26 protein-coding genes are annotated in these 25,907 nt (G+C 71.4%); 15 read left to right on the top strand and 11 right to left on the bottom strand.

Annotated elements, in window-relative coordinates; genetic code table 11:
• The first annotated feature begins 69 nt into the window (after positions 1–69).
• From cobM to cobC, 6 genes are read left to right on the top strand one after another with little or no spacing between them, the layout of a single operon-like run.
• Complete coding sequence (cobM, locus tag ACIRR9_RS39250) at positions 70–918, top strand: precorrin-4 C(11)-methyltransferase (protein WP_403762399.1); 849 nt, start codon at positions 70–72, stop codon at positions 916–918.
• Positions 915–2,324, top strand: a complete 1,410-nt coding sequence (gene cbiE, locus ACIRR9_RS39245; RefSeq protein ID WP_403762396.1) for a precorrin-6y C5,15-methyltransferase (decarboxylating) subunit CbiE — start codon at positions 915–917, stop codon at positions 2,322–2,324. The genes cobM and cbiE overlap by 4 nt, the downstream gene beginning before the upstream one ends.
• Positions 2,321–4,021: a precorrin-3B C(17)-methyltransferase gene (cobJ, locus tag ACIRR9_RS39240; protein WP_403762393.1), complete on the top strand. Its 1,701-nt coding sequence runs from the start codon at positions 2,321–2,323 to the stop codon at positions 4,019–4,021. The genes cbiE and cobJ overlap by 4 nt, the downstream gene beginning before the upstream one ends.
• On the top strand, positions 4,018–4,602 hold the full coding sequence (locus tag ACIRR9_RS39235; RefSeq protein ID WP_384569028.1) for a precorrin-8X methylmutase: 585 nt from the start codon (positions 4,018–4,020) through the stop codon (positions 4,600–4,602). The genes cobJ and ACIRR9_RS39235 overlap by 4 nt, the downstream gene beginning before the upstream one ends.
• Entirely contained in the window at positions 4,599–5,525 is a 927-nt protein-coding gene (locus tag ACIRR9_RS39230) for a sirohydrochlorin chelatase (RefSeq protein ID WP_403762390.1), read from the top strand. The genes ACIRR9_RS39235 and ACIRR9_RS39230 overlap by 4 nt, the downstream gene beginning before the upstream one ends.
• On the top strand, positions 5,515–6,591 hold the full coding sequence (gene cobC / locus ACIRR9_RS39225; RefSeq protein ID WP_403762564.1) for an Rv2231c family pyridoxal phosphate-dependent protein CobC: 1,077 nt from the start codon (positions 5,515–5,517) through the stop codon (positions 6,589–6,591). The genes ACIRR9_RS39230 and cobC overlap by 11 nt, the downstream gene beginning before the upstream one ends.
• 105 nt (positions 6,592–6,696) lie before the next feature.
• Here cobC and ACIRR9_RS39220 read toward each other — a convergent pair whose 3' ends face one another.
• The 6 genes from ACIRR9_RS39220 to ACIRR9_RS39195 form a co-directional block, all read right to left on the bottom strand.
• Positions 6,697–7,671: an SCO1860 family LAETG-anchored protein gene (locus tag ACIRR9_RS39220; RefSeq protein ID WP_403762387.1), complete on the bottom strand. Its 975-nt coding sequence runs from the start codon at positions 7,669–7,671 to the stop codon at positions 6,697–6,699.
• A gap of 142 nt (positions 7,672–7,813) precedes the next feature.
• Positions 7,814–8,905: an amidohydrolase family protein gene (locus ACIRR9_RS39215; RefSeq protein ID WP_403762384.1), complete on the bottom strand. Its 1,092-nt coding sequence runs from the start codon at positions 8,903–8,905 to the stop codon at positions 7,814–7,816.
• Between the two features lie 5 nt (positions 8,906–8,910).
• Complete coding sequence (locus ACIRR9_RS39210; protein WP_403762381.1) at positions 8,911–9,543, bottom strand: hypothetical protein; 633 nt, start codon at positions 9,541–9,543, stop codon at positions 8,911–8,913.
• Between the two features lie 43 nt (positions 9,544–9,586).
• Positions 9,587–10,378 carry an amino acid ABC transporter ATP-binding protein gene (locus tag ACIRR9_RS39205; RefSeq protein WP_403762379.1) on the bottom strand — a complete coding sequence of 264 codons (792 nt, stop codon included), beginning with the start codon at positions 10,376–10,378 and terminating at the stop codon, positions 9,587–9,589.
• Positions 10,375–11,208 carry an amino acid ABC transporter permease gene (locus ACIRR9_RS39200; protein ID WP_403762376.1) on the bottom strand — a complete coding sequence of 278 codons (834 nt, stop codon included), beginning with the start codon at positions 11,206–11,208 and terminating at the stop codon, positions 10,375–10,377. Before ACIRR9_RS39200 ends, ACIRR9_RS39205 begins: the two co-directional genes overlap by 4 nt.
• Entirely contained in the window at positions 11,205–12,059 is an 855-nt protein-coding gene (locus tag ACIRR9_RS39195; RefSeq protein WP_403762373.1) for an ABC transporter substrate-binding protein, read from the bottom strand. Before ACIRR9_RS39195 ends, ACIRR9_RS39200 begins: the two co-directional genes overlap by 4 nt.
• 198 nt (positions 12,060–12,257) lie before the next feature.
• On the opposite strand from ACIRR9_RS39195, the gene ACIRR9_RS39190 reads away from it, so the two are divergent.
• From ACIRR9_RS39190 to thpD, 6 genes are all read left to right on the top strand, one after another.
• Entirely contained in the window at positions 12,258–13,358 is a 1,101-nt protein-coding gene (locus ACIRR9_RS39190) for a pyridoxal-phosphate-dependent aminotransferase family protein (RefSeq protein WP_403762560.1), read from the top strand.
• A 66-nt stretch (positions 13,359–13,424) separates the two neighbouring features.
• Complete coding sequence (locus ACIRR9_RS39185) at positions 13,425–13,973, top strand: DinB family protein (protein WP_403762370.1); 549 nt, start codon at positions 13,425–13,427, stop codon at positions 13,971–13,973.
• 239 nt (positions 13,974–14,212) lie between these two features.
• Complete coding sequence (ectA, locus tag ACIRR9_RS39180; RefSeq protein ID WP_403762367.1) at positions 14,213–14,728, top strand: diaminobutyrate acetyltransferase; 516 nt, start codon at positions 14,213–14,215, stop codon at positions 14,726–14,728.
• 11 nt (positions 14,729–14,739) lie between these two features.
• Positions 14,740–16,011, top strand: a complete 1,272-nt coding sequence (gene ectB, locus ACIRR9_RS39175) for a diaminobutyrate--2-oxoglutarate transaminase (protein WP_403762364.1) — start codon at positions 14,740–14,742, stop codon at positions 16,009–16,011.
• A 31-nt stretch (positions 16,012–16,042) separates the two neighbouring features.
• On the top strand, positions 16,043–16,441 hold the full coding sequence (locus ACIRR9_RS39170) for an ectoine synthase (RefSeq protein WP_360517087.1): 399 nt from the start codon (positions 16,043–16,045) through the stop codon (positions 16,439–16,441).
• 2 nt (positions 16,442–16,443) lie between these two features.
• A complete protein-coding gene (gene thpD / locus ACIRR9_RS39165; protein WP_403762361.1) occupies positions 16,444–17,331 on the top strand; it encodes an ectoine hydroxylase in 888 nt (295 codons plus the stop codon).
• Positions 17,332–17,386: 55 nt separating this feature from the next.
• Here the strand turns inward: thpD and ACIRR9_RS39160 are convergent, their stop codons facing one another.
• Complete coding sequence (locus ACIRR9_RS39160) at positions 17,387–18,448, bottom strand: alkene reductase (RefSeq protein ID WP_403762358.1); 1,062 nt, start codon at positions 18,446–18,448, stop codon at positions 17,387–17,389.
• Positions 18,449–18,601: 153 nt separating this feature from the next.
• Between ACIRR9_RS39160 and ACIRR9_RS39155 the strand changes: the two genes are divergently transcribed.
• Positions 18,602–19,102 carry a MarR family winged helix-turn-helix transcriptional regulator gene (locus ACIRR9_RS39155; RefSeq protein ID WP_403762355.1) on the top strand — a complete coding sequence of 167 codons (501 nt, stop codon included), beginning with the start codon at positions 18,602–18,604 and terminating at the stop codon, positions 19,100–19,102.
• 56 nt (positions 19,103–19,158) lie between these two features.
• On the opposite strand, the gene ACIRR9_RS39150 is transcribed toward ACIRR9_RS39155, so the two are convergent.
• From ACIRR9_RS39150 to ACIRR9_RS39135, 4 genes are all read right to left on the bottom strand, one after another.
• Positions 19,159–20,220: an aminotransferase class V-fold PLP-dependent enzyme gene (locus ACIRR9_RS39150; RefSeq protein ID WP_403762352.1), complete on the bottom strand. Its 1,062-nt coding sequence runs from the start codon at positions 20,218–20,220 to the stop codon at positions 19,159–19,161.
• 98 nt (positions 20,221–20,318) lie between these two features.
• Positions 20,319–21,035 carry a DsbA family oxidoreductase gene (locus tag ACIRR9_RS39145; protein ID WP_403762349.1) on the bottom strand — a complete coding sequence of 239 codons (717 nt, stop codon included), beginning with the start codon at positions 21,033–21,035 and terminating at the stop codon, positions 20,319–20,321.
• Positions 21,036–21,143: 108 nt separating this feature from the next.
• Positions 21,144–21,752 (bottom strand): DUF1349 domain-containing protein, encoded by a 609-nt coding sequence (locus tag ACIRR9_RS39140; protein WP_403762346.1) that lies wholly within the window; start codon positions 21,750–21,752, stop codon positions 21,144–21,146.
• Between the two features lie 135 nt (positions 21,753–21,887).
• Positions 21,888–23,417, bottom strand: coding sequence for an aldehyde dehydrogenase (NADP(+)) (locus ACIRR9_RS39135; protein ID WP_384572256.1), 1,530 nt, complete (start codon positions 23,415–23,417; stop codon positions 21,888–21,890).
• 140 nt (positions 23,418–23,557) lie between these two features.
• Between ACIRR9_RS39135 and ACIRR9_RS39130 the strand changes: the two genes are divergently transcribed.
• Positions 23,558–24,331 (top strand): IclR family transcriptional regulator, encoded by a 774-nt coding sequence (locus ACIRR9_RS39130; protein WP_123978118.1) that lies wholly within the window; start codon positions 23,558–23,560, stop codon positions 24,329–24,331.
• Positions 24,332–24,412: 81 nt separating this feature from the next.
• Positions 24,413–25,873, top strand: coding sequence for a peptidoglycan D,D-transpeptidase FtsI family protein (locus tag ACIRR9_RS39125; RefSeq protein WP_403762342.1), 1,461 nt, complete (start codon positions 24,413–24,415; stop codon positions 25,871–25,873).
• The last annotated feature ends 34 nt before the right edge of the window (positions 25,874–25,907 follow it).

Here is a 25,907-nt window from a genome sequence, read left to right as displayed (position 1 = left end):
GATCGACCCGCCTCAGCGCACATCCAGCTGCACCCGTAACACCCTTTGTCCAGAGAGGACCGAAATTTCATGGCCGATGCCGCCGCCTCCGCCACCGTTCCCGGCGACGCTTCCCCGGGCAGGGTGACCTTCGTCGGTGCCGGCCCCGGCGCCGCCGATCTGCTGACGTTCCGGGCCGCGCGCGCGATCGCCGAGGCCGACGTGGTGATCTGGGCGGCGAGCCTGGTCCAGGAGGAGGTCCTCCAGCACGCACGTGAGGGCGCGGAGATCCTCGATTCCGCGACGATGTCCCTCGAAGACGTCGTCGCCGTGTACGAGCGGGCCCGTGCCCACGGGCTGCGGGTCGCCCGGATCCACTCCGGGGATCCGGCGCTCTGGGGCGGTACGCAGGAGCAGGTCGACCGGTGTGCCGGGATCGGCATCGAGGTCGAGATCGTGCCGGGTGTCTCCTCCTTCTCGGCCGTCGCCGCGCTCGCCCAGCGCGAGCTGACCATTCCCGAGGTCGCGCAGTCCGTCGTGCTCACCCGGCTGGGGGGCGGCAAGACCCCCATGCCGCCGGGCGAGGAGGTGCGGGAGTTCGCCCGCCACGGCACCACCATGGCGGTCTTCCTGTCCGCCGCGCGCAGCGGGCAGCTGGTGCGCGAGCTGCTGGAGGGCGGCTATCCGACGTCCACGCCGGTCGTCGTCGCGTACCAGGCGACCTGGCCGGAGGAGCTGGTCGTGCGGTGCACGATCGAGACGCTGGAGGAGACGGTCAAGGAGCACAAGCTCTGGAAGCACACCCTCTTCCTGGTGGGCCCGGCCCTGGACGCCCAGGGCACCCGCTCGCACCTGTACCACCCCGGCCACTTCCACGGCTTCCGCAAGGCCGACCCCGAGGCCCGGCGGGCGCTGCGTGAGCGCGGGGCGAGTACATGATCACGGTCGTCGGTACGGGGACGGGGGCGCCGCTTCCGCCCGAGGTGCTGGCCGGGGCCGAGCTGGTGGTCGGCGGGCGGCGGCACCTGGACGCCGCACAGCTGCCGGCGGAGGCCGCGCGGATCGTCCTGGGGCCGCTGGCACCCGCGCTCGACACCATCGAGGGGTACGTCGGCAAGGACCGGCCCGTGGTGGTGCTGGCCTCCGGCGATCCTGGGTTCTTCGGGATCGTGCGGGTGCTGGCGGAGCGGTTCGGGGCGGACCGGCTGGATGTGCGGGCCGGGGTGTCGTCCGTCGCCGCCGCCTTCGCGCGGGTCGGGCTGCCCTGGGACGACGCGGTGGTGGTGAGCGCGCACGGGCGGGACCCGCGTACGGCCGTGAACGTGTGCCGGGCGCATCCGAAGGTGGCGGTGCTGACAGGACCGGGGTCGGGTCCGGCGGAACTGGGGGCGGCACTGCGGCACGCCTTCGGCGCACCGCCGGGCGGATCCGCACACGTCTCCTCCGCGCTGAGCGCTTCGTCCACGGCCGAGCCCTCGGCGGGACCGGCCGCGACGGTGGCAGCGTCGGATTCGGCTTCGGCGTCGGATTCGACTTCGACTTCGGATTCGGATTCGGATTCGGATTCGGCGCGGGCGTCCGGTGCGCGTGTTCTCGTCGTCGCCTCGGCGCTCGGGTCCGCGGGTGAGCGGGTGGAGTGGGTCACGCCCGCCGAGGCCGCCGCCCGGGACTGGGGGCCGGACGTCAGCGTGGTGCTGTGCCTCGATGAGGCACGGGTGCTCGGCGGTGTGCGTACGGTCGCCGGGGCGCCGGCCGGGCCCGCCGGGTGGGCCCTGGACGAGCGGGAGTTCGAGCACCGCGACTCGATGATCACCAAGTTCGAGGTACGGGCGCTGGCGCTGGCCCGGCTCGGGCCCCGGCTCGGCGACCTGGTCTGGGACGTCGGCGCGGGTTCCGGGTCGGTGGCGGTGGAGTGCGCGCGGCTCGGCGCCGCCGCCGTCGCCGTGGAGAAGGCCGCGGACGGGGTGGAGCGGATCGCCGCCAACGCCCTGGCGCACGGCGTCCACGTGGATGTGGTGCACGGATCGGCGCCGGAGGCGCTGTCCGGACTCCCCGTCCCGGACGCCGTGTTCGTCGGAGGCGGCGGGGCCGAGCTGCCCGCCGTCGTCACCGCGTGCGCGCTGCGAGCCCGGCGGACGGTGGTGGTGGCGATGGCCGCCCTGGACCGGGTACCGGCGGCGCGCGCGGCGCTCACCGGGGCCGGGTTCTCCTGCGACGGGGTGCTGCTGCAGTCCTCCCGCCTCGCGCCGCTGCCGGGTGATGTGACCCGGCTGGCGGCGACCAATCCCGTGTTCCTGCTGTGGGGGACGCGAATTCCCGTTTCTGACGAAGGAGTTGACCAGTGATCGGCCTCATTTCCGCCACCGCGGCGGGGGCGGCGGCGCGCGACCGGCTGGCCGTGGCGTGGCCGGACCGTACGCGGGTGTACGAAGGTCCCGTCGGGGACGCCGTGCGGTCCGCGTTCGCGGAGTGCGAGCAGCTGGTGTGTTTCCTGGCCACGGGTGCGGTGGTACGGCTGATCGCCCCGCTGCTGGGCGAGAAGACGACCGACCCCGGTGTGGTGTGCGTCGACGAGGCCGGACGGTTCGCCGTGTCGCTGGTCGGGGGACATGGCGGCGGTGCCAATGAACTCGCCGGGGAGGTGGGCGAGTTGCTGGCCGCGCAGCCCGTGGTGACCACCGCGACCGACTCCGTCGGACTCCCGGGCCTGGACACCCTGGGCTTCCCCGTCGAGGGCTCGGTGGCGACCGTGTCGCGGGCGCTGCTGGACGGCGAACCGGTGGCGCTGCGTGCCGAGTTGCCGTGGCCACTGCCGCCGCTGCCGCTCGCCGAGGAGGGGGCGTACGCGGTCCGGCTGACCGACCGCGCCGTCGAACCCGCCGGGAACGAGGTGCTGTTGCGCCCGCCGTCGCTGGTCGTGGGCGTCGGCGCGTCCCGGGGTGCCCCCGCCGACGAGGTGCTCGGACTCGTCGAGGAGGCCTTGCGGGACGCGGGGCTGTCCCCTCGTAGCGTCGCCGAACTCGCCACCGTGGACGCCAAGGCCGGGGAACCCGGGATCGTCGAGGCGGCCGCGCGGCTCGGGGTGCCCGTAGTGACGTACCCCGCCGAGGAGTTGGCCGAGGTCCAGGTCCCCAACCCGTCGGACGCTCCCCTCGCCGCGGTCGGCACCCCGTCCGTCGCCGAGGCCGCCGCGCTCGTCGGCGGTGGCGAACTCCTCGTCCCGAAGCGGAAGTCGGAGCGGGAAGACGGTCTGCCCGCCATGGCGACCTGTGCCGTCGTACGGCGTCCCGCCCGCGGCCGGCTCGCGGTCGTCGGGCTCGGACCCGGCGCCCGCGATCTGCTCACTCCGCGGGCCAGGGCCGAACTCCGGCGCGCCTCCGTGCTGGTCGGTCTCGATCAGTACGTCGACCAGATCCGTGACCTGCTCCGGCCGGGCACCCGGATCCTGGAGTCGGGGCTCGGGGCCGAGGAGGAGCGGGCGCGGACCGCGGTCGCCGAGGCGCGTGCCGGGCAGGCCGTCGCGCTGATCGGAAGCGGGGACGCGGGTGTGTACGCCATGGCCTCCCCCGCGCTCGCCGAGGCGTCGGACGACATCGACGTGATCGGTGTCCCGGGTGTCACCGCGGCGCTCGCCGCCGGGGCGATCCTGGGTGCGCCGCTGGGCCACGACCATGTCTCCATCAGCCTGTCCGACCTGCACACGCCGTGGGAGGTCATCGAGCGCCGGGTGCGTGCGGCGGCCGAGGCGGACATCGTCGTGACGTTCTACAACCCGCGCTCCCGGGGCCGCGACTGGCAGTTGCCCAAGGCGCTCGCGATCCTCGCCGGGCACCGGGAGCCGACGACGCCCGTCGGTGTCGTACGCAACGCCTCGCGCCCCGACGAGTCGAGCCGGCTGACCACCCTGGGCGCGCTCGACCCGGCGTGGGTCGACATGATGACGGTCGTGACCGTGGGCAACACGGCGACCCGGAACATCGCCGGGCGTATGGTCACCCCGCGCGGCTACCGCTGGCAGACGTCCGAGGAGGGCGCCAAGTGAACCGTGTGGTCCACCCCATCGAGCAGGAGTCCTTCCGGCGGCTGCGGTCCCGCCTGGACACCTCGCACTTCCCGCCGCTGACCCGGGCGGTGGTGGAGCGGGTCATCCACTCCGCGGCCGACCTGGAGTACGCGGCCGACCTGGTGACCGACGAGGGTGACCTGGCGAAGGCGCATGCGGCGCTGCATGCCGGGGCGCCGGTCGTCGTGGACGTGGAGATGGTCGCGGCGGGCATCACGCGCCGGGAGACCGTGTGCCGGCTGAAGGATGCCGAGTCCGGTCCTGGCCTGACCCGTTCGGCGCACGCGATCCGTCTCGCGTACGAGCAGGTCGGGCCCGGCGCCCTCTGGGTGATCGGCTGTGCGCCGACAGCTCTGGAGGAGCTGCTGACGCTGGACGCCTCCCCCGCGCTCGTCATCGGTCTGCCCGTCGGTTTCGTCGGCGCGGCCGAGTCCAAGGCCGCGTTGCGCGAGAGCGGGCTGCCCGCCGTCAGCAACGTGTCCGAGAAGGGCGGCTCGGCGGTCGCCGCCGCCGCGCTCAACGCCCTGCTGTACCACCCCACTTCCGAGGAGACCCTGTGACCACCCCGCCCGCCCTGCTCATCGCCGGCCATGGCACCCGGGACGACGCCGGGGCCGAGGCGTTCCGTGACTTCGTACGGGAGCTGGGGCACCGCCACCCCGAACTGCCCGTCGCCGGCGGCTTCATCGAGCTGTCCCCGCCGCCGCTGGGGGATGCCGTCACCGAGCTGGTGGAGCAGGGGGTACGACGGTTCGCGGCCGTTCCGCTGATGCTGGTCTCCGCCGGGCACGCCAAGGGCGACATCCCGGCCGCGCTGGCGCGGGAGAAGGAGCGGCACCCGGGGATCTCGTACACCTACGGGCGTCCGCTGGGCCCGCACCCGGCGCTGCTGTCGGTCCTGGAGCGGCGGCTGGACGAGGCGCTGGGCGGTTCCGGGCGGGCCTCGCAGGACCGCGCCGATGTCACCGTACTGCTGGTGGGCCGGGGTTCGACGGACCCCGACGCCAACGCCGAGGTGCACAAGGCGGCCCGGCTGCTCTGGGAGGGCCGCGGGTACGCCGGAGTGGAGACGGCGTTCGTGTCGCTGGCCGCGCCGGACGTGCCGAGCGGGCTCGACCGGTGTCTGAAACTGGGGGCGCGCAGGATCGTCGTTCTCCCGTACTTCCTGTTCACCGGGATCCTGCCGGACCGGGTGCGGCAGCAGACCGAGGGCTGGGCCGCCGCGCACCCGGAGGTCGAGGTGCGTTCGGCGGACGTCATCGGGCCGGAGCCGGAGCTGCTCGACCTGGTGATGGAGCGGTACCGGGAGGCGGTCGCCGGTGATCTGCGGATGAACTGCGACTCGTGCGTGTACCGGATCGCACTGCCCGGTTTCGAGGACAAGGTGGGCCTGCCGCAGCAGCCGCACTTCCACCCGGACGACGAAGGCCACCCGCACGGCCATGGGCACCACCATCATGGTGGGCATGCTCATGCGCACTGAGGACGGTTCCGGACCGGCGCACGATCTACGGCACCACGGTGACGCGGAGGTCCGTGACGACGGTTCCGCGCTCGTCGACCTCGCGGTCAATGTGCGCGCCGACACTCCCCCGCCCTGGCTGCGGGAGCGGATAGCCGAGTCGCTGGGCGCTCTCGCCGCCTACCCGGACGGGCGGGCGGCGCGGGCGGCGGTGGCGGCGCGGCACGGGCTGCCGGTGGAGCGGGTGCTGCTGACGGCGGGCGCGGCGGAGGCGTTCGTCCTGCTGGCACGGGCGCTGAAAGTCCGGCAGCCGGTGGTGGTGCACCCGCAGTTCACGGAGCCGGAGGCGGCGCTGCGGGACGCCGGGCACACCGTGGACCGGGTGCTGCTGCGGGAGGCCGACGGGTTCCGGCTCGATCCGGCGGCCGTGCCGGAGGACGCCGACCTGGTGGTGATCGGCAACCCGACCAACCCGACCTCGGTGCTGCACCCGGCCGAGACGATCGCCCGACTCGCCCGTCCCGGGCGGACGTTGGTGGTCGACGAGGCGTTCATGGACGCGGTGCCGGGTGAGCGGGAGGCGCTGGCCGGGCGGACCGATGTGCCGGGTCTTGTGGTGCTGCGCAGTCTGACGAAGACATGGGGGCTGGCCGGGCTGCGGATCGGCTATGTGCTGGCCGCGCCGGAGGTCATCGCCGAGTTGGAGCGGGCGCAGCCGTTGTGGCCGGTGTCGACTCCGGCGTTGGCGGCGGCGGAGGCGTGTGTGGCGCCGCGCGCGCTGGCGGAGGCGGCGCATGCGGCGCACCGGGGGGCGGCCGACCGGGCCCATCTGGTGGCGGGGCTGGAGGAGTTCGCGCCGGAGGGGGTGTCGGTGGTGGGGCCCGCGGAGGGGCCGTTCGTGCTGGTCCGGGTACGGGGGGCGGCCGCCGTGCGTCGGCAACTGCGGGCGTTGGGGTATGCGGTGCGGCGGGGGGACACGTTTCCCGGGCTGGGCGAGGAGTGGGTGCGGATCGCTGTGCGGGACCGGGGGGTGGTGAATCGGTTCCTGCAGGCGTTCGATCAGGCGCTGGTGTTGATACGCGGCTGAGAGGGGAACTGCGGGCCGGTTCGCGACTGCGGGTCGCCTGTGGCTGGTCGCGCCCGCGCGGCGGTAGCCGCAAATCGACTACCGCCCCGCGCCCCTGGCGGGGCGCTATCGCCGGCGTCGGACCAGGGTCACCGCTCCTCCGCCCGCGGCGACCAGTGCCAGCGCGCCTCCCACCATGTACGGCGTCACCGAACCGCCGCCCGTCTCCGCCAGCTTCGTCTGCTTCGTCGGGTCGGGCTTCGGGTCCTTCGCCGGGGCGCCCTGCACCTTGACGTCAGTCACCGGGTCCGTGGAGTTCGCGGAGGCCGAGGGGTCCGCGGAGGCCGAGGGGTCCGCGGGGGCCGCGGCATCCCCGGGATCCGACGGCGTCTCGCATGTCACCTTCGCCAGGGTCAGCGTCCCCTCCACCTGCGCCACGTTCAGCTTCAGCGGGTTGACGGCGACCTTGAGCACGAGGGCGCTGGCCGCCGCCCTGCCCGATGTCGTCTCCGCCTTGGCCAGGTCCAGGCGGACCTCGCCGACGCCGGGGACCTTGACGTCGGTGGGGCCGACCGCGCTCAGCGTCACCCGCCTGCCGAGCACCGTGACGGCACCGGGCACATGGGTGGAGGCCTCCGGCCGCTTGCCGGTCTCGCAGGTGGCCTCGGACGTGACCCCGTCGAGTTCGACGAGGGACAGCAGGGGCAGGCCCGGCACGTGCAGCCGGGCGTGGGCGAGGTGGACCGAGGCCTCGGCACGGCCGCCGGAGACCGTCGCCTTCGCGCCGGCGGCGGTGGCGCCGAGGACGTTGAACGGCTTGCCGCCGTCCACTCCGTCGAGTGTGGCGGTCAGCGCGGTCCGGTCGGCGCTGCGCGGTGCCTGGACCTCGTTCAGGGTGAGCGCGAGCGGGATGTTCACGGTCTTGCTGAGGAGGGAGACGTCCAGACCGGTGCGGAGGACGACCGCACTCGCGTGACCGTGGTCGGTGGTCGCGTGTGCGGTGCCCGCTCCGGCCAGGGCCGCGGGACCGACGGCCAGGGCCGTGGCCGCCGCGACGGTCGCGAGACGGCGTGCGGGCATGCGGAAGGTGTCGCTGTTCAAGGTGGTGGGACCCCCAGAGGAAACTTGCTCGGGACCCGCCAAGAATTACGCACTATGGGTGAACGGGCAGCATTCCTGCGTTACTTCACTCAATAGTGGAGATTCCGCGAATGTATTCGAACCGGCAGGCACAGGCGTTCTCTTACTCCACGACCTGCCCGTTCAGCACCACTCTCCGGGGGGATGCGAGGACGCGTACGTCCGCACGCGGGTCGCTCTCGTACACCACCAGGTCCGCGGGCGCGCCCTCCTCCAGGCCGGGCCTGCCGAGCCAGGCGCGGGCCGCCCAGCTGGTCGCCGCGAGCGCGTCGACGGGCGGGATCCCGGCGGTGACCAGCTCGGCGACCTCGCCCGCGACCAGGCCGTGCGCCAGCGAACCGCCGGCGTCGGTGCCGACGTACACCGGGATGCCGGCGTCGTAGGCGCTGCGGACGGTGTCGTAGCGGTGCTCGTGGAGTCGGCGCATATGGGCGGACCACTGCGGGAACTTGCTCTCGCCGCCCGCCGCGAGCTGCGGGAAGGTGGCGATGTTGACGAGGGTCGGGACGATCGCGACACCGCGCTCGGCGAAGAGCGGGATCAGGTCGTCGGTGAGGCCGGTCGCGTGCTCGATGCAGTCGATGCCCGCCTCGACGAGGTCCTGGAGGGAGTTCTCGGCGAAGCAGTGGGCGGTGACCCGGGCGCCGAGCCGGTGGGCCTCGGCGATGGCCGCCTCGACGGCGTCCCGGGGCCAGCTGGGCGCCAGGTCGCCGAGGTCGCGGTCGATCCAGTCGCCGACCAGCTTGACCCAGCCGTCGCCGCGCCGGGCCTCCTGGGCGACGTGGGCGACGAGGTCCTCCGGCTCGATCTCGTGGGCGAAGTTCCTTATGTAGCGGCGGGTGCGCGCGATGTGCCGGCCGGCCCTGATGATCTTCGGGAGGTCCTCGCGGTCGTCGACCCAGCGGGTGTCCGAGGGTGAACCGGCGTCCCGGATCAGCAGGGTGCCCGCCTCGCGGTCGGTGAGGGCCTGCTTCTCGGCGGTCGCCGTGTCGACCGGGCCGTGCGGACCGAGGCCGACATGGCAGTGGGCGTCGACCAGGCCGGGGAGCGCCCAGCCCTCGACGGTCCGGATGTCACGTACACCGGCGGGACGGTCGTAGGAGACCCGACCGCCCACCACCCACAGCTCGTCGCGGACGTCCTCGGGTCCCACAAGGACCCGGCCCTTCACGTGCAGCACCGCTTGATCGCTCATGGGCCTCAGCCTAGGACGACCGGGAGCCCCTCATCGATACGGTTCAGCAGCCGGCCGCCGTGTACGCGCGGGGCGTCGAAGGAGCGCCAGTCGTCCTCTCCGTCGGCACGCAGCACCTCGGGGACGAGGACCGAGGCCGGGTCGACGTCCTGGGCGAGGTCGAGATAGGCGGGCGCGACGACCGCGCCGTGCAGGGTGCCGCCGACGAGGTCGGGGCTGAACTCGCCCGACAGGACGGTCGCCCTGGCGCGCAGATCGCCGTGGATCATCACGAGTTTGTCGGTCATGTTGCCTATGAAGGCGTCCACGGTGACGCTGCCCAGCACCAGCAGCTTGGCGTCGCCTTCGAGATAGACGTTCGCCGCCCGCAGATCGCCGAGGACGACCACCGCCGGGCAGCCGTCGTCGACGTTGACGATGCTGCCCTCGACGGTCAGGTCACCGTCGACGACGATGCCGGCGCCGGAGGGTGCCGTCGCGTCCAGGTCCAGGTCGAGACCGCCCGCGATCGCGACCGGGCCGGGGTGGACGTCGTAGGACTCCTCGTAGAGGTTCTCGTACGACGACTCGGGCAGCCCGCGCCTCTCGAAGAGGGCGACGGTCTCGTCCCAACTCTGTGCCACGTGCTGTGCGTCCATGACCGGACCCTGGCACACGGCACTGACAACCGGCCCCGCGCGGCTACTCCGGGGTCTCCTCCTCCACCTGGGCCATGGCCGGGTCGAGCAGCCGGGAGAGGAAGTGGCGGGTGCGTTCGTGGGCGGGGTTGCCGATCACCTGGTCCGGTGTGCCGTCCTCGACCACGACTCCGCCGTCCATGAAGACCACCCGGTCGGCGACCTCGCGGGCGAAGCTCATCTCATGGGTGACCACCATCATGGTCATGCCCTCCCGCGCCAGCATCCGCATCACCGCCAGCACATCCCCGACCAGCTCCGGGTCGAGCGCCGAGGTCGGCTCGTCGAAGAGCATCACCTCGGGGCCCATCGAGAGGGCGCGGGCGATGGCCACCCGCTGCTGCTGGCCGCCGGAGAGAGAGGCGGGGTAGGCGTTCGCCTTCTCGGACAGGCCGACGCGTTCGAGGTTCTCGGCGGCCACCCGCGCCGCCCGCGCCTTGTCCCGCCCGAGCACCCGGCGCTGCGGCAGCGTGAGGTTCTCGGTGACCGTGAGGTGCGGGAACAGGTTGAACTGCTGGAAGACCATGCCGATCCGGCGCCGTACGGCGTCGATGTCGACGTCCGGGTCCGTCAGCTCCGTGCCGCCGACGAACACCTGGCCCTCGGTGGGCTCCTCAAGGAGGTTGACGCAGCGGAGCAACGTGGACTTGCCGGAGCCGGAGGGGCCGATCACGCAGACGACCTCGCCCTGGCCGATCTCCAGGTCGATACCGCGCAGCACCTCGTTGTCGCCGAAGGACTTGTGCAGGCCCTTCACCTGGATCTCGGGACGCCCCGTGGAAGGCTTCTCGCTCACTTCACGGCCTCCTGGGCCTTCGCCTCCATGCGGCGCACGACGAAGCCGAGCGGGATCGTGACCAGCAGGTAGCACAGGCCGGCGACGAGGATGGGCGTGGAGTTGGCGGTCGTACTGGCCAGGTCGCGGCCGTACTTGGACAGTTCGCGCTCCTCCAGGGTGACACCGAGGAACAGGACGAGGGAGGAGTCCTTGAAGAGGAGCACCAACTCGTTGGTCAGCGGCGGGAGGATGATGCGGAACGCCTGCGGGATGATGATCGATATCATGGCGCGGGCGGGCGAGAAGCCCAGCGAACGGGCCGCTTCCAGCTGGCCCTTGGGAACCGCCTGGATGCCCGCGCGGATCGTCTCGGCCATGTAGGCGGCGGCGACCAGGCCGAGCGCGAGCGCGACCTTGCCGTAGGTGCCGCCGACGATCTCCGTGCCGGGGAAGGCGAGCGGTACGGCGACCCCGATGAAGATGAAGATCAGCAGAGCGGGCAGGCCGCGGAAGATCTCGATGTAGATGCCGGCGAGCCAGCGGTAGGGACCCACCGAGGACAGCCGCATCAGCGCGATCACCATGCCGAGGGCCAGTCCGACGACGAAGCCGGACAGCGTGTACAGCACGGTGTTCTTCAGTGCCAGCGTGATGACGTCCGGGAACATCTGCCTGGCGATGCCCCACTGGGCGAACTGGTTCTGCAGCCGTCCCCAGTCGGCGCCGGCCGCGAAGGCGATCACGGCGGCGACGAAGACGACGTACTGCACCCCGCGCGACAGGCTGCGCTTCTGACGCCGGGTCAGGCCCTTCTTGCGGGGCTGGAGTTCCGCGTCCGTGGTGGTCATGAGGCGGAGGGAGAGGCCGCGGACTGGTCGTAGGGGCCGATCCACTTCTCGTACAGCTTCTTGTACGTGCCGTCGGCCTTGGCGTCGGCGATCGCCTTGTCGACGGCGGCGAGCAGCTTGGTGTTGCCCTTCTTCACCGTGAAGCCGTACTGCTCACCGGTGTTGATGTTGCCGGCGAGCTGGAAGTCGCTGGCGTTGGCCTTGTCCTTGAGCCAGCCCTGGACCACCGGGTAGTCGATGATGACGGCCTTGACCTGGCCGGTGCGCAGGCCGTTGAGGACGGCGTCGGAGGACTCGAAGGAGACCGGGTCGAAGCCCTGCTTCCTGGCGTAGTCCTCGCCGGTGGTCTGCGCCTGGGCGCCCAGCTGGACCTTCTTGGCCTTGGCGTCGGCGAGCGAGGTGATGCCGCTGCTCCTGTCGACGAGGAGGGCCTGGGTGGCTTCGAAGTACGGGTCGGAGAAGTCGACGTTCTTCTTGCGCTCGGCGGTGATGGTCATGCCGGCCGCGGCCAGGTCGCACTCGCCGGAGTTGAGGAAGGCGCCGGTCTTGAAGTTCTCGAAGGGCGTGTCGAGGATCTGCTGCTTCACGCCGAGGTTCTTGGCAACCAGGTCGATCATCGACACGTCGAAGCCCTGCACCTTGCCGTCGATCTCCGACTGGAACGGCGGGTACGGCAGGTGGGTGCAGGTCGTGAGCTGGCCGGCCTTGACGAGTTCGACCCCGCCCGCGGCCGTCCTGGAGGCGCTGGAGCCGTTGCCGCTCGACGTGCAGCCGGCCACGAGGGCCAGCCCGGCCGCGGCGGTGGCGGCGGCCAGGGCGCGAGCCCGGCGGCGCCCGAGGAGCGTGGTCACAAGACCTCCCGTGAGTCTGTGGTGGAGCTGTGGATTCCGTTTCTGCGGGTTCCGATTATAAGGAGATGTTTGGGTATCTCAAACCAAACCGATGGCCGGACGGCCGTCCGGCCTAAGAAGTCGCCGGTCAGAGGCGTCGGGGGTGTGCCGGTTACGCTCGTTCTGATCCACCCCTCCGTGAGCGAAGAGAGCACCGCCGTGACCCACCCCTTCCTCGACCTGCCCCCGCTGAGCGCCGCACACTTCGCCGCGATCGAGGACCGGGTGGCCCGGCTACTGGATACCCGCCAGGACGTCGTGATCATGCAGGGCGAGGCGCTGCTGCCGCTGGAGGGGGCGATCAGGGCGACGGCCGGGCCGGGGACGACCGCACTGAACGTGATCACCGGTCCGTACGGGCAGACCTTCGGGAACTGGCTGCGGGACTGCGGCGCGACCGTGATCGATCTCGCCGTGCCGTTCCACACGGCGGTGACGGCCGCGCAGATCCGGGAGGCGTTCGCCCAGCACCCGGAGATCGACTTCGTCTCCCTGGTGCACGCGGAGGCGGCCACCGGCAACACCAACCCGGTCGCGGAGATCGGCGAGGCGGTACGCGAGCAGGGCGCCCTCTTCTATCTGGACGCGGTGGCCTCGGTCGGCGCCGAGCCGGTGCTGCCGGACGCGTGGGGCGTGGACCTGTGCGTGATCGGGGCACAGAAGGCGATGGGCGGCCCGGCGGGTGTCTCGGCGGTGTCGGTGAGCGAGCGGGCGTGGGCCCGGATGGCGGCGAACCCGCACGCCCCGCGCCGCTCCTACCTCTCCCTGCTGGACTGGAAGGAGCGCTGGGTCGACGGCGGGCGCAAGGCGCTGCTGCACGCGCCCGCGCAGCTGGAGATGCTGGCGCTTCAGGCATGCGTCGAGCGGATCGAGGCGGAGGGGCTGGAGACGGTGATGGCCCGGCACCGCACGGCCGCGCTGGCGACCCGGGCCGGGGCGGTGGCCCTGGGCGGTGGCCTGGAGCCGTACGTGTACGAGGAGGCCGACGCGGCACCGGTGGCCACGACCCTGCGGGTGCCGTCGGGTGTGGTGGCGTCGGAGCTGGCCGCCGGGGCCCTGGCGGGCGACGGCACGCTGCCGCTGGCCGCGGGCGGGGGCGCGCTGGCCAAGGAGATGATCCGGGTCAACCACTACGGGGTCGACGCGACCGTGGGTGTGGTGCAGTCGAGCCTGGCCGCGCTCGGGGCGGAGCTGGCGAAGAAGGGCCTGACAGTGGACCTGGAGGGGGCTCGGCGGGCGGTGGAGTCCGCCTGGCGGTAGCGGCGCAGAAGCCGGCGGAGGCCGGAAAGCGGTGGGTGGCACAGGGCACCGTGCCGCCCTCGCCCCATGACCGCCGACGCGCCCCGCTCCCTCCCCGACGCACCCCGGACGCTCCCCGACGGCCGTCCGATCCCGCTCATGACCGGCGCCGAACGCCCCATGCTGGAAAGCTGGCTGGACTTCCACCGGGCCACGCTCGCGCTGAAGTGCTCTGGCCTGGACGACGCACAGGCGCGGACGGCGTTGGCGGAGCCGTCCGCCCTGACGCTGCCGGGGCTGGTGCAGCATCTCGCCGAGGTGGAACGGAACTGGTTCCAGCGGGTGTTCGCGGGACTCGAGGTGCCTCCGGTGTACGAGGACGAGACGGGGTACGCCCTCGACCCCGGGCGCGGGCTCGGCGAGGCGCTCGATGTGTGGCGGCGGGAGATCGCGCGGGGGCGGGAGCTGTGCGCGGGGCGGCCGCTCGACGACACCGGACGGATCACCGGCGGTCCGATGGACGGTGTCGAGGTCAGTCTGCGGTGGGTTTTCGTCCATCTCGTCGAGGAGTACGCCCGGCACAACGGACACGCCGACATCCTGCGGGAGCGTATCGACGGCATGACCGGAGCCTGAATTCACGGCAATTCCGAATTCTCTTTCGACGGATGGCTTACCCGAGTTCTTCTGCCCGCTTTTTGCGGAGCTAAACCGGCGGAATTTCATCCGGATTTCAACCCTGTGACACACTCCACATAACCGGGTCATTTGCCCGATTTATGGTGCCACATATCGGGACATAAGGGCATGGCGAGTCGAGGCGGCAACACCTCCCGCCGTGCATTTTCGTATTTGCCTCGCTAAATTCAATCCGCATGACTGCCCCACAAGCAGACCTGACCGTCGAGCGCCCGCTGGTGACCGACGGCGCCGCTCTCTGGCGTATCGCAAAGGATTCCAGAAGCCTCGATCTGAACTCCTCGTACAGCTATCTGCTGTGGTGCCGGGATTTCGCCGACACCTCGGCGGTGGCACGCGGCGCGGACGGCGAGCCCGTCGGGTTCGTGACCGGATACAGCCGGCCGGACCGGCCGGACACCCTGCTCGTCTGGCAGGTGGCCGTGGACGCCACGCAGCGCGGGCGCGGTATCGCGGCGCGGCTGCTGGACGGGCTGACGGCGCGGGTGGCCGCCGAACGGCCGCTCACCGCCGTCGAGACCACCATCACCCCCGGCAACACCGCCTCCGAGCGCCTGTTCACCTCGTACGCCACCCGGCACGGCGCCACCGTGGAGCGCTCGGTGCTGTTCGAGGCCGGGGAGTTCCCCGACGGTCCGCACGACCCCGAAGTCCTGTACCGCATCGGCCCCTTGACCCCCACATCGCACTGAGGAGCCCCGCCGTGACCATCACCCAGCCTGACCTGAACGTCTTCGAGACCCTTGAGTCCGAGGTCCGCAGCTACTGCCGCGGCTGGCCGACCGTGTTCGACCAGGCCCGGGGCAGCCGTATGTACGACGAGGACGGACACGGGTACCTGGACTTCTTCGCCGGTGCCGGGTCGCTCAACTACGGCCACAACAACCCGGTGCTGAAACGGGCGTTGCTCGACTATCTGGAACGCGACGGGGTCACCCACGGCCTCGACATGTCGACCACGGCCAAGCGGTCGTTCCTGCAGACGTTCCAGGAGCTGGTGCTGCGGCCGCGCGACCTGCCGTACAAGGTCATGTTTCCGGGGCCGACGGGGACGAACGCCGTCGAGTCGGCGCTCAAACTCGCCCGGAAGGTGAAGGGGCGCGAGGCGATCGTGTCGTTCACCAACGCCTTCCACGGGATGTCCCTCGGCTCGCTGGCCGTCACCGGCAACGCGTTCAAGCGGGCCGGGGCCGGGATCCCGCTGGTGCACGGGACGCCGATGCCGTTCGACAACTACTTCGACGGGACCGTGCCGGACTTCCTGTGGTTCGAGCGGCTGTTGGAGGACCACGGGTCGGGGCTCAACAAGCCCGCCGCGGTGATCGTGGAGACCGTGCAGGGCGAGGGCGGCATCAACGTGGCCCGGCCCGAATGGCTGCGTGCGCTCAAGGCCCTCTGCGAGCGGCAGGACATGCTGCTGATCGTCGACGACATCCAGATGGGCTGCGGGCGCACCGGTGCCTTCTTCTCCTTCGAGGAGTCGGGGATCGTCCCCGACATCGTCACCGTCTCCAAGTCCATCAGCGGCTACGGACTGCCCATGTCGCTGTGCCTGTTCCGGCCCGAGCTTGACGTGTGGGAGCCGGGCGAGCACAACGGCACCTTCCGCGGCAACAACCCCGCCTTCGTCACCGCGACGGCCGCGCTGGAGACCTACTGGAGCGACGGCCCGGCGATGGAGAAGCAGACCCGGACCAAGGGCGAGCAGATCGAGCAGGGGCTCATCGCGATCGTCGAGGAGAACCTCGCCGACGTGAAGGAGTACCGGGGGCGGGGCCTGGTGTGGGGCCTGGAGTTCCACGAGAAGGGGCGGGCCGGGCGGATCGCCAAACGCGCCTTCGAACTCGGGCTGCTCATCGAGACGTCGGGGCCGGAGAGCGAGGTCGTCAAGCTGCTGCCCGCCCTGACCGTCACCCCGGACGAGCTGGACGAGGGGCTGAGCATCGTCGCCCGGGCCGTCCGGGAAACCGCCTGACCAGGATCGAGCAAGGAGGCTGTACACCACCGTGATCGTCCGATCGTTCAAGGAAATCGAAGGCACCGACCGGCATGTGAGGTCCGCGTCCGGGACCTGGGAGAGCAAACGCATCGTCCTCGCGAAGGAGCGGGTCGGCTTCTCGCTGCACGAGACGGTCCTGTACGCGGGCACGGAGACGTCGATGTGGTACGCCAACCACATCGAGGCCGTCGTCTGCGTCGAGGGCGAGGCCGAGCTGACCGACCGCGAGACCGGGACGTCGTACACGATCACGCCCGGGACCATGTACCTCCTCGACGGGCACGAGCGGCACACCCTGCGCGTCAAGGAGGACTTCCGCTGCATCTGCGTGTTCAACCCGCCGGTCACCGGGCGGGAGGACCACGACGAGAACGGCGTCTATCCCCTGCTGACGGAGGAGGGCTGACCATGACCACGATCACCGACCTGTACCCGAGCCGTGGCCCGGTCGAGGTGACCGCACCCCGCAAGGACCCGGTCGTCTGGTCGGCGCCCGGCGCGCCCGGGCCGATCCCCACGGACCGGCTGGAGGCGTTCGAGCGCGACGGTTTCCTCGCCGTCGAGCAGCTGATAGGGGACGACGAAGTCACCGTGTACCGGCAGGAGTTGGAGCGGCTGATCGCCGACCCGGCGATCCGGGCCGACGAACGCTCCGTCGTGGAGCCGGCGTCGCAGGAGATCCGGTCCGTCTTCGAGGTGCACCGGATCAGCGAGGTGTTCGCGAACCTGGTGCGCGACGAGCGGGTGGTCGGCCGGGCCCGGCAGATCCTCGGCTCGGACGTGTACGTCCACCAGTCGCGGATCAACGTCAAGCCGGGGTTCGGGGCCAGCGGCTTCTACTGGCACTCGGACTTCGAGACCTGGCACGCCGAGGACGGCCTGCCGAACATGCGGACCGTGTCGGTCTCCATCGCGCTGACCGAGAACCACGACACCAACGGCGGGCTCATGATCATGCCGGGCTCGCACCGGACGTTCCTGGGCTGCGCCGGCGCCACGCCCAGGGACAACTACAAGAAGTCCCTGCAGATGCAGGACGCGGGCACGCCGTCCGACGAGGCGCTCACCGCCATGGCGGGCGAGTACGGCATCAAGCTGTTCACCGGCCGGGCCGGTTCGGCGACCTGGTTCGACTGCAACTGCATGCACGGCTCGGGCGACAACATCACGCCGTTCCCGCGCAGCAACGTCTTCATCGTGTTCAACAGCGTGGAGAACGCGGCGGTGGAACCGTTCGCGGCGCCGGTGCGCAGGCCCGAGTTCATCGGCGCGAGGGACTTCACGCCCGTCCGCTGAGCGTGTCGTCCGTCCCGGGGGCCGCCACACCTGGTGTGGCGGCCCCCGGCCCGTGTCACAGTGCCGGGTAGTCCGTGTAGCCCTCGGCCCCGCCGCCGAAGAACGTCGCCGGGTTCGCGGAGTTGAACGGGCCGCCCGCCTTCAGCCGGGCCGGGAGGTCCGGGTTGGCGAGGAACAGCTGGCCGTAGGAGACGACGTCGGCCGTGCCGTCCTCGACGAGTGCGAGGGCCTCCGGGCCGGTCGGGCCCTCGGTCGCCGGGTTGAGGACGAACACCCCGCTGAACCGCTTGCGCAGCGCGGTGGTCAGCTCCCGCTGCCCAGGCACCTCCATCACATGCACATACGCCAGGCCCAGCGGCTCCAGCGCGTCGACCAGCGCCGTGTACGTCGGCTCGGGCTCGGGCTCGTCCATGTCGTTGAGCGGGTTGCCCGGGGACAGGCGCAGGCCGGTGCGCTCGGCGCCGATGGCCTCCACCACCGCCTTCACGGTCTCCACGGCGAACCGGATGTGGCCGGCCGGGGAGCCGCCCCACCCGTCGGTGCGCCGGTTGCTGCCCGGGGCCAGGAACTGGTGGATCAGGTAACCGTTGGCGCCGTGCAGTTCCACGCCGTCGAAGCCGGCCTCCACGGCGGCCCGGGCGGCGGCCGCGTAGTCGGCGACGGTCGCGTGGATCTCGCCCTCGGTCAGTTCGCGGGGCTCGACGAAGTCCTTCGGTCCCTCGTGGGTGTACACCTGGCCGCTGGCGGCGACCGCGGAGGGGGCGACGTTGACCAGCCCGTCCGGCAGCAGGTCGGGGTGGCCGATCCGGCCGGAGTGCATGATCTGGGCGAAGATCCGGCCGCCGGCGGCGTGCACCGCGTCGGTCACCGTGCGCCAGGCGGCGATCTGCTCGGCACTGTGCAGGCCGGGGGTGTCCGGGTAGCCCTGGCCTACGACGGAGGGCTGGATGCCCTCGGTCACGATCAGGCCCGCGGAGGCGCGCTGGGCGTAGTACTCCGCAGTGAGGGCGGTGGGCAGACCGCCCTCGGCGGCACGGCTGCGTGTCATCGGGGCCATGGCGATGCGGTTGGCGAGGCGGTGGCCCGGCAGGTCGATCGGATCGAAGGCGGTGGTCACGGTGACTCCCGGAGGTAGCTTTAATTGGTCGGCCAAGTAATGCGACCACGGTCACCCTACCCCAATCATTGGTCGACCAATTAAATTCCTCCGGGAAGGTCTGAGTAGGCTTCCAGGACGGTTACCGGAAGTCGGAGAGGTACGGGAGCGGTGATGGACGCCACCAGGGAACCGGCGGCGGACGCGGCCGGACAGGGCTGTGCGCTGCCGGCCGCCGCCGAGGACGGTCCGGTCAGCCATGCGCTGAGCCGGGTGGCGCGGCTGCACCGCACCGCCGCCGCCGGGCTGCTGCGCGGGCTCGGCCTCTATCCGGGCCAGGAGCTGGTGATGATGTATCTGTGGGAGAAGGGCCCGGCCCGGCAGTCGGACCTGATCCGGATGCTCGGCCTGGACCCCTCCACGGTGACCAAGATGCTCCAGCGGCTGGAGCAGGCCGGGCAGGTACGGCGGCTGCCGGACCCGGCGGACCGGCGCGCGGTGCTGGTGGAGGCCACGGAGTGCGGCACCCGGCTGCTGACCGAGGTGGAGCGGGTGTGGACCGCGTTGGAGGAGGAGAGCCTCGCCGGCCTCGACCCGGCCGAGCGCGAGCAGCTGCTCCGTCTGCTCGGCCGGGTCGAGGCCAACCTGTGCCCGGGGAACACGGCGCGGGCCTGACCGGTCCGCGGCACCGACGCGGGCCTGACCGGGTCGGATCCGCCGGGATCGGCCGGTCAGCCCCCGAGGGCGGCCAGCAGGCGGTCCACGTCGGCGGGCGTGTTGTAGAGGTGGAAGGCCGCGCGCAGGTTGCCCGAACGGTTGGAGACCTCGATGCCGGCCCGGCTCAGATCGGGCTGGCGGGCGCCGAGCCCGGGGACCGAGACGATCGCCGAGCCCGGGGCGGGCAGGGGCTCGTGACCGAGGGCGGCGAGCCCGGCGCGGAACCGGTCGGCGAGGGCCACATCGTGGTCGTGGACGGCGGCCACGCCGAGTTCCTCGATCAGGTCGAGCGAGCGGCGCAGGCCCGCGAAGCTGAACAGGGCATGGGTGAGGTCGAACCGCCGGGCGGAGTGGGCGAGTTCGGCCACCGGGCCGTAGCAGCTGTCCCACGGCTCCTCGCCCGCGACCCAGCCGGCGAGCATCGGAGTGAGCCCGCCGAAGTCCTCGGGGACCACGAGGAAGGCCACGCCGTGCGGGCCGAGCAGCCACTTGAAGGAGACGGAGGCGGTGAAGTCGTATGCGTCGGCGTCCATCGGCAGCCAGCCGGCGGCCTGGGAGAAGTCGACGTAGGTGCGCGCGCCGTGCGCACGGGCGGCCTCGCGCAGCGCGGGCAGGTCGGCGATCCGCCCGTCCGCCGACTGGGCCGCGCTGACCGCGACGAGGGCGGTGCCGGGACGGACGGACTCGGCGACGCGCTCCAGCGGCACCGAGCGGACCTTGAGGTCGCCGCGGACGTGGAACGGGTTCAGTACGGAGGTGAAGTCGTCCTCGGCCGTGAGCACTTCGGCGCCGGCCGGCAGCGAGGCGGCGATCACACCGGTGTGCGCGGCGACCGAGGCACCCGCCGCGACCCGGCTCGCCGGGACACCGGCCAGCCGGGCGTACCCGGCCCGGCAGGCCTCCACGTCCTCGTACAGAGCGGTCAGTGGCCGGCCCTCGGCCCGCAGCAGCGCCGCCTCGTGCAGGGCGGCCACGGCACGGGCGGGCAGCAGCCCGTTGCTTGCGGTGTTGAGGAAGATGGTCTTCGGGGTGAACTCGGCGCGGACGAGGCTCTCGAACGTCTCCGTGGTCTCCATGGGTCCACTCTGCGGCCCACGGAACCCCCCGTCCATTGCGGATTTTTACGTGGAACCGCTAAGCGACGCTTATACGACCGCCCCGGCCTGCGGCTTTCTCAGTGCTGCGGGACCGCGCACCCGTCCGGCCCGCAGGCCTCCGCTCCACCCTCGTCGATCAGCTTCAGCGGAGAGCGCGCACCCCACGCCTGGCTGAGCGCCTGGGTGAACACCTCGGCGGGCTGGGCGCCGGAGACCCCGTACTTCCGGTCGAGGACGAAGAACGGCACCCCGTTCGCACCGAGCTCGGCGGCCTCGCGCTCGTCGGCGCGGACCTCGTCGGCGTAGGCGCCCGGGTCGGCGAGCACCTCGCGCACGGCCGCCGCGTCCAGTCCGGCCGCCACGGCGATGTCGACGAGCCGCCCGGTGCCCTCGCTGAAGACGGACCGCTCCTCGGCGAAGTTCGCCCGGTAAAGGAGCTGGATCAGCTCGTCCTGCTGGCCCTGCTCCTTGGCGAAGTGCAGCAGCCGGTGCATGTCGAAGGTGTTGCCGTGGTCGCGGCCCCGGGTGCGGTACTCAAGGCCCTCGGCGGCGGCCTGCGCGCCCAGGTTGTCCTCGCCCGCCTGGGCCTGTGCCTCGCTCATGCCGTACTTCTTGCTGAGCATGGCGAGCACCGGCTGCACATCGTCCTTGGCGCGGCCGGGGTCCAGCTCGAAGGAGCGGTGCACGACCTCGACCTCGTCACGGTGCGGGAAGGCGGCAAGGGCCTTCTCGAAGCGGGCCTTGCCCACGTAGCACCAGGGGCAGGCGATGTCGCTCCAGATCTCGACGCGCATGTCTTCGGCTCTCCAGGTAGTGATAAGACGTCTTGTAACTACCTGAACCTTCAACCAGCCCGATTCATTCCCCGCGCGTCGGTTCCGTGCCGGCCGCGCCGCCGCCGCTCAGCTTCCGTCGCGCAGATCGGCCGGCCAGTCGGGCCTGAACTCGATGTGGTCGTACGTCACCACGCACCCCTCCCCCATCGGCGACTGGGTCATGAAGCCGACCAGCGCGTCCTCCGTCTCCTTCTCGCCGCCCAGCGTGAACAGCCGTACGAAGATCCACTTCTTGCCGTCGCGGGAGGCGTGGAAGGCCAGTGCCCGCCCGGTCCGGCTGATCCGCAGCCAGACCGAACTTCCCTCCACGGTGAAGGAGTTGGCGTCGTCGGAGTGCCCGCGGGTGACCACCGTGCAGACGGTGGGCACATCCGGGGAGTTCTCCAGGCAGAGCTTGGCCCAGGCCCGGTCGCCGACGTGGACGTACAGCACTCCGGCGTCGAAGGCGGCACCGAACCCGACGGTGACCCGGGCGATCAGCTGGAAGTCCCCTTCGGGCGCCCCCAGCAGCCGGGGCGCGTCGGAGGCGGGATCCAGCGCCTCCCCGGTGGGCGACACAAACCGGTCCTGCCGGGCCCCGGCCCACCCGGTGAGCACACCGTCCTCATAGAACCAGTGCCCGTCGGGCCCGTAAGTACGGAGAGCAAAAGGAAGTTCGGGGAGTTCCAGGTCCATGGGCAGATTGTGTCAGGAGTACTTTGAAACCGACGCAGGGGCCAGGAACCTCAGGGGCGCGGGGCACTGCGCGAGCAACCACGACGAACCGGCACTCGGCAACGCACCCGCACCCGCACCCGCACCCCTACGGCGTCACCGCTCCAGCACCCCGTTGAACCGCCGCGGAAGCCCCAGCGGATTCTCGTCGCGAAGCTCCGCCGGCAGCAGAGCCGACGGCGCCCCCTGATAGGCCACCGGCCGCAGCCACCGCTCGATCGCCGTACCGCCCACGGAGGTGGACGTGGACGTCGTCGCCGGGTACGGCCCACCGTGCTGCTGGGCCGGGGCCACAGCCACCCCCGTCGGCCAACCGTTGACCAGCACACGACCGGCCAGCGGTGTGAGCTCCGCGAGGATCTCCGCCCCGAGCCCCTCCCCCGTGGCCTCGCCGTCGGAGACGTGAACCGTCGCCGTCAGGTTTCCGGGCAGCCGCGAGAGCACCGCCGTCGCCTCGTCCCGGTCCTCGTAACGGACCACCACGGTCACCGGCCCGAAGCACTCCTCCAGGAGCAGGTCGTACGCCCCCGCCTCGGCCAGCCGGCTCGCCGCCACCGAGAGGAACCCGGCGCTGACGGTGTGCTCGCCGCCCGCCCCCGGCGTCACCGGGCTCTCCACGTCGGGGAGTCCGGCGCGCTCGGCGACCCCGGCGATGAAGTTGTCGCGCATCCGGTGGTCGAGCAGGACGCCCGCGTCGGTGTCGCTGACCGCGTCCGTGAGGGACTTGACCAGGCCGTCACCGCCCGCGCCGGCCGGCACCAGGACCAGGCCCGGCTTGACGCAGAACTGACCGACGCCCAGGGTCATCGACCCGGCGAGCCCGGCACCGATCTCACCGCCCCGCTCGGCGGCCGCGGCCTCCGTGACGAGGACCGGGTTGAGGGAGCCCAGTTCGCCGTGGAAGGGGATCGGCACCGGACGCGCGGCGGCCGCGTCGAACAGTGCCCGGCCGCCCCGGACGGAACCGGTGAACCCGGCCGCGGCGACCAGCGGGTGGTTGATCAGCTCGATGCCGGCCTCGAAGCCGTGCACGAGACCGAGCACGGCCTCCGGGATGCCGTGCTCCGCGGCGGCCCGGCGCAGCACCTTGGCGACCAGCTCGGACAGGGCCGGGTGATCGGGGTGGGCCTTGACGACGACCGGGTTGCCGGCTGCCAGCGCGCTCGCGGTGTCGCCGCCGGCGACGGAGAAGGCGAAGGGGAAGTTGGAGGCCGAGTAGACGGCGACGACACCCAGCGGGACCTTGTAGCGGCGCAGGTCCGGGATGGGCGGGGTGGCGGTGGCGTCGGGGTGGTTGATGATGACGTCGAGGAAGGCGCCCTCGTCGACGATGTCCGCGAAGGCCCGCAGCTGGTAGACGGTGCGGGCGAGTTCGCCGGTGAGCCGGACCGGACCGAGCGCGGTCTCCGCGTCGGCGGCCTCGACCAGCCGGTCCTTGGCCGCGTCGAGTCCGGCGGCGGCCGAGCGCAGGAAGGCGGCGCGGACCGTGCGGTCGGCGAGGGAGCCTCGTACGGCGTGCGCGGCCGTGACGACGGTGTCCACCTCTTCGGCTGTGGCCTCCACCGCAACCTGTTCACGCTGCTTCCCGGTGCGCGGGTCGACACTCCAGACTGGTGCTGCTGCCACCGCGGGTCCCTCCATGAGTTGCGTTTTCTTGCCGCAGTATCCGGGTCATTCACCAGGGGTGTTCGATATACTGAACGCTGTCTCTGATGATGAATATGCTGTTGGAGACTATTTCCCGTCCAACGAAGGGGTCAAGGGCGATGTCGGCAGGCGAGACAGGCGGCGGGGCGCAGGTCAAGTCCGCGGTGCGGACCGTGGAATTGCTCGAGTACTTCGCCGGCCGGCCCGGTATGCACTCCCTCGCGGCGGTCCAGGAGGCCGTCGGATATCCCAAGTCCAGCCTCTACATGTTGCTGCGCACGCTGGTGGAGCTGGGCTGGGTGGAGACGGACGCGACCGGCACCCGGTACGGCATCGGGGTGCGGGCGCTGCTGGTCGGCACGTCGTACATCGACGGCGACGAGGTGGTCGCGGCGGCCCGCCCGACCCTGGACCGGCTCTCCGACGACACCACGGAGACCATCCACCTGGCGCGTCTCGACGGCACCAACGTGGTCTACCTGGCCACCCGTCAGTCCCAGCACTACCTGCGCCCCTTCACCCGGGTCGGCCGCCGCCTCCCCGCGCACTCCACCTCGCTCGGCAAGGCGCTGCTCGCCACCCATACCGACGAGCAGGTCCGCAAGCTGCTGCCGGAGACCCTCCCCGCGCTCACCGAGCACACCATCACCGACCGCGAGAAGCTCATCGAGGAACTCCACCAGATCCGCGAGCAGGGCTTCGCGATCGACCGCGAGGAGAACACGCTCGGGCTGCGCTGCTTCGGCGTGGCGATCCCCTACCGCACCCCGGCCCGCGACGCGATCAGCTGCTCGGTCCCGGTGGCCCGTCTCACCCCCGCCCACGAGCAGATGATCAAGGACGCCCTGTTCGACGCGCGGGACCGTCTGACGCTGGCGACCCGCCGGCTCTGACCCCACGCCCGAATGAACGGACGATGAGAAATCCGTTCGCAGGGAACGCGCACCCCGCCTTCGCTCGTCTGTCCGAGTGGGATGAACAAGACGATCAGGCGGGCGTCCGTCTTCGCGCTGCTGCTCGTGCTCACTCTGCTGGTCAGGGCGACATGGGTGCAGTTCTACGACGGCCAGGCCCTCGCGGACGACAAGAGCAACCGGCGCAACGTCATCGAGACGTACTCAGAGCCGCTGGGGAACATCATCGTGGCCGGTGAGGCGATCACCGGCTCGGGACGGACGTCGGGCAGCAGCGATCTCAAGTACAAGCGCACGTACACGAACGGCAAGCTGTACGCGGCGGTGACGGGTTATGCCTCGCAGGCCTACGCACCGACCCAGCTGGAGGGTGTCTACCAGGACCTGCTCAACGGCACCGACACCCAGCTCAAGACCGTCATGAACACGATTACCGACCAGCGTGCCGAGCCGGGCAATGTGATCACGACGATCGACCCGGCCGTCCAGAAAGCGGCGTACCAGGCCCTGGGCGACAAGAAGGGCGGGGCGGTCGCGATCGACCCGAAGACCGGCAAGATCCTCGCGGTCGTGTCGACCCCGTCGTACGACCCCTCCACGCTCACCGACGCGAACACCGCCGGCGCGGCCTGGAAGTCGCTGAACGCCGACTCCGACAAGCCGCTCACCAACCGGGCGCTGCGCCAGCCGCTGCCGCCGGGTTCGACGTTCAAGCTGGTGGTCGCGGCGGCCGCACTGGAGGACGGGCTCTACAAGAACGTCGACGACAAGACGGTGAGCCCCAACCCGTACACCCTGCCGGGCACCACGAAGCCGCTGACGAACGAGAGCGCCTCGGCGCCCTGCGAGAACGCCCCGATCCGGGTGGCGCTCCAGTACTCCTGCAACAACGTCTTCGGCAAGATGGCCGTCGACCTGGGCCAGGACAAGGTGCGGGCGATGGCCGAGAAGTTCGGCTTCAACGACGACAAACTGGACGTCCCGGTGCGGGCCTACGCCAGCGTCTACCCGAAGGACATGGACAAGGCCCAGACCGGCCTCTCCGGCATCGGCCAGTTCGACGTCACGGCGACCCCGCTCCAGATGGCCATGGTCTCGGCAGCCATAGCCAACGGCGGCAAGCTGGTCTCCCCGCATATGGTCTCCCAGATCACCGACAGCGGCGGCGATGTGCTCAAGAACTACGACAACGACGCGAGCGCCAAGGAGATCGTCAGCTCCTCCACCGCCGAGCAGCTCCAGTCCGCGATGCAGACGGTCGTCGAGCAGGGCACGGGCACGAACGCGCGGATCTCCGGCGTCACCGTGGGCGGCAAGACGGGCACGGCCCAGCACGGCGAGAACAACAGCAAGACGCCGTTCGCCTGGTTCACGTCCTTCGGCAAGTCGAACAGCACGGGGAAGGAGGTCGCCGTGGCGGTGATGGTCGAGCAGTCGGACGCGGCAAGGTCGGAGGTCAGCGGCAACGGCCTGGCGGCACCGGTGGCCAAGGCGATGATGCAGGCGGCGTTGAAGAACTGAGGGGTTCTCTGCGCGATCAGCTGCGGGTTTCGTC

Source organism: Streptomyces sp. NPDC101234, assembly GCF_044767525.1.
GTDB classification, from domain to species: domain Bacteria; phylum Actinomycetota; class Actinomycetes; order Streptomycetales; family Streptomycetaceae; genus Streptomyces; species Streptomyces sasae.
Note: the sequence above shows the minus strand (reverse complement) of the source record. Positions and strands in the feature narration are given on the sequence as shown.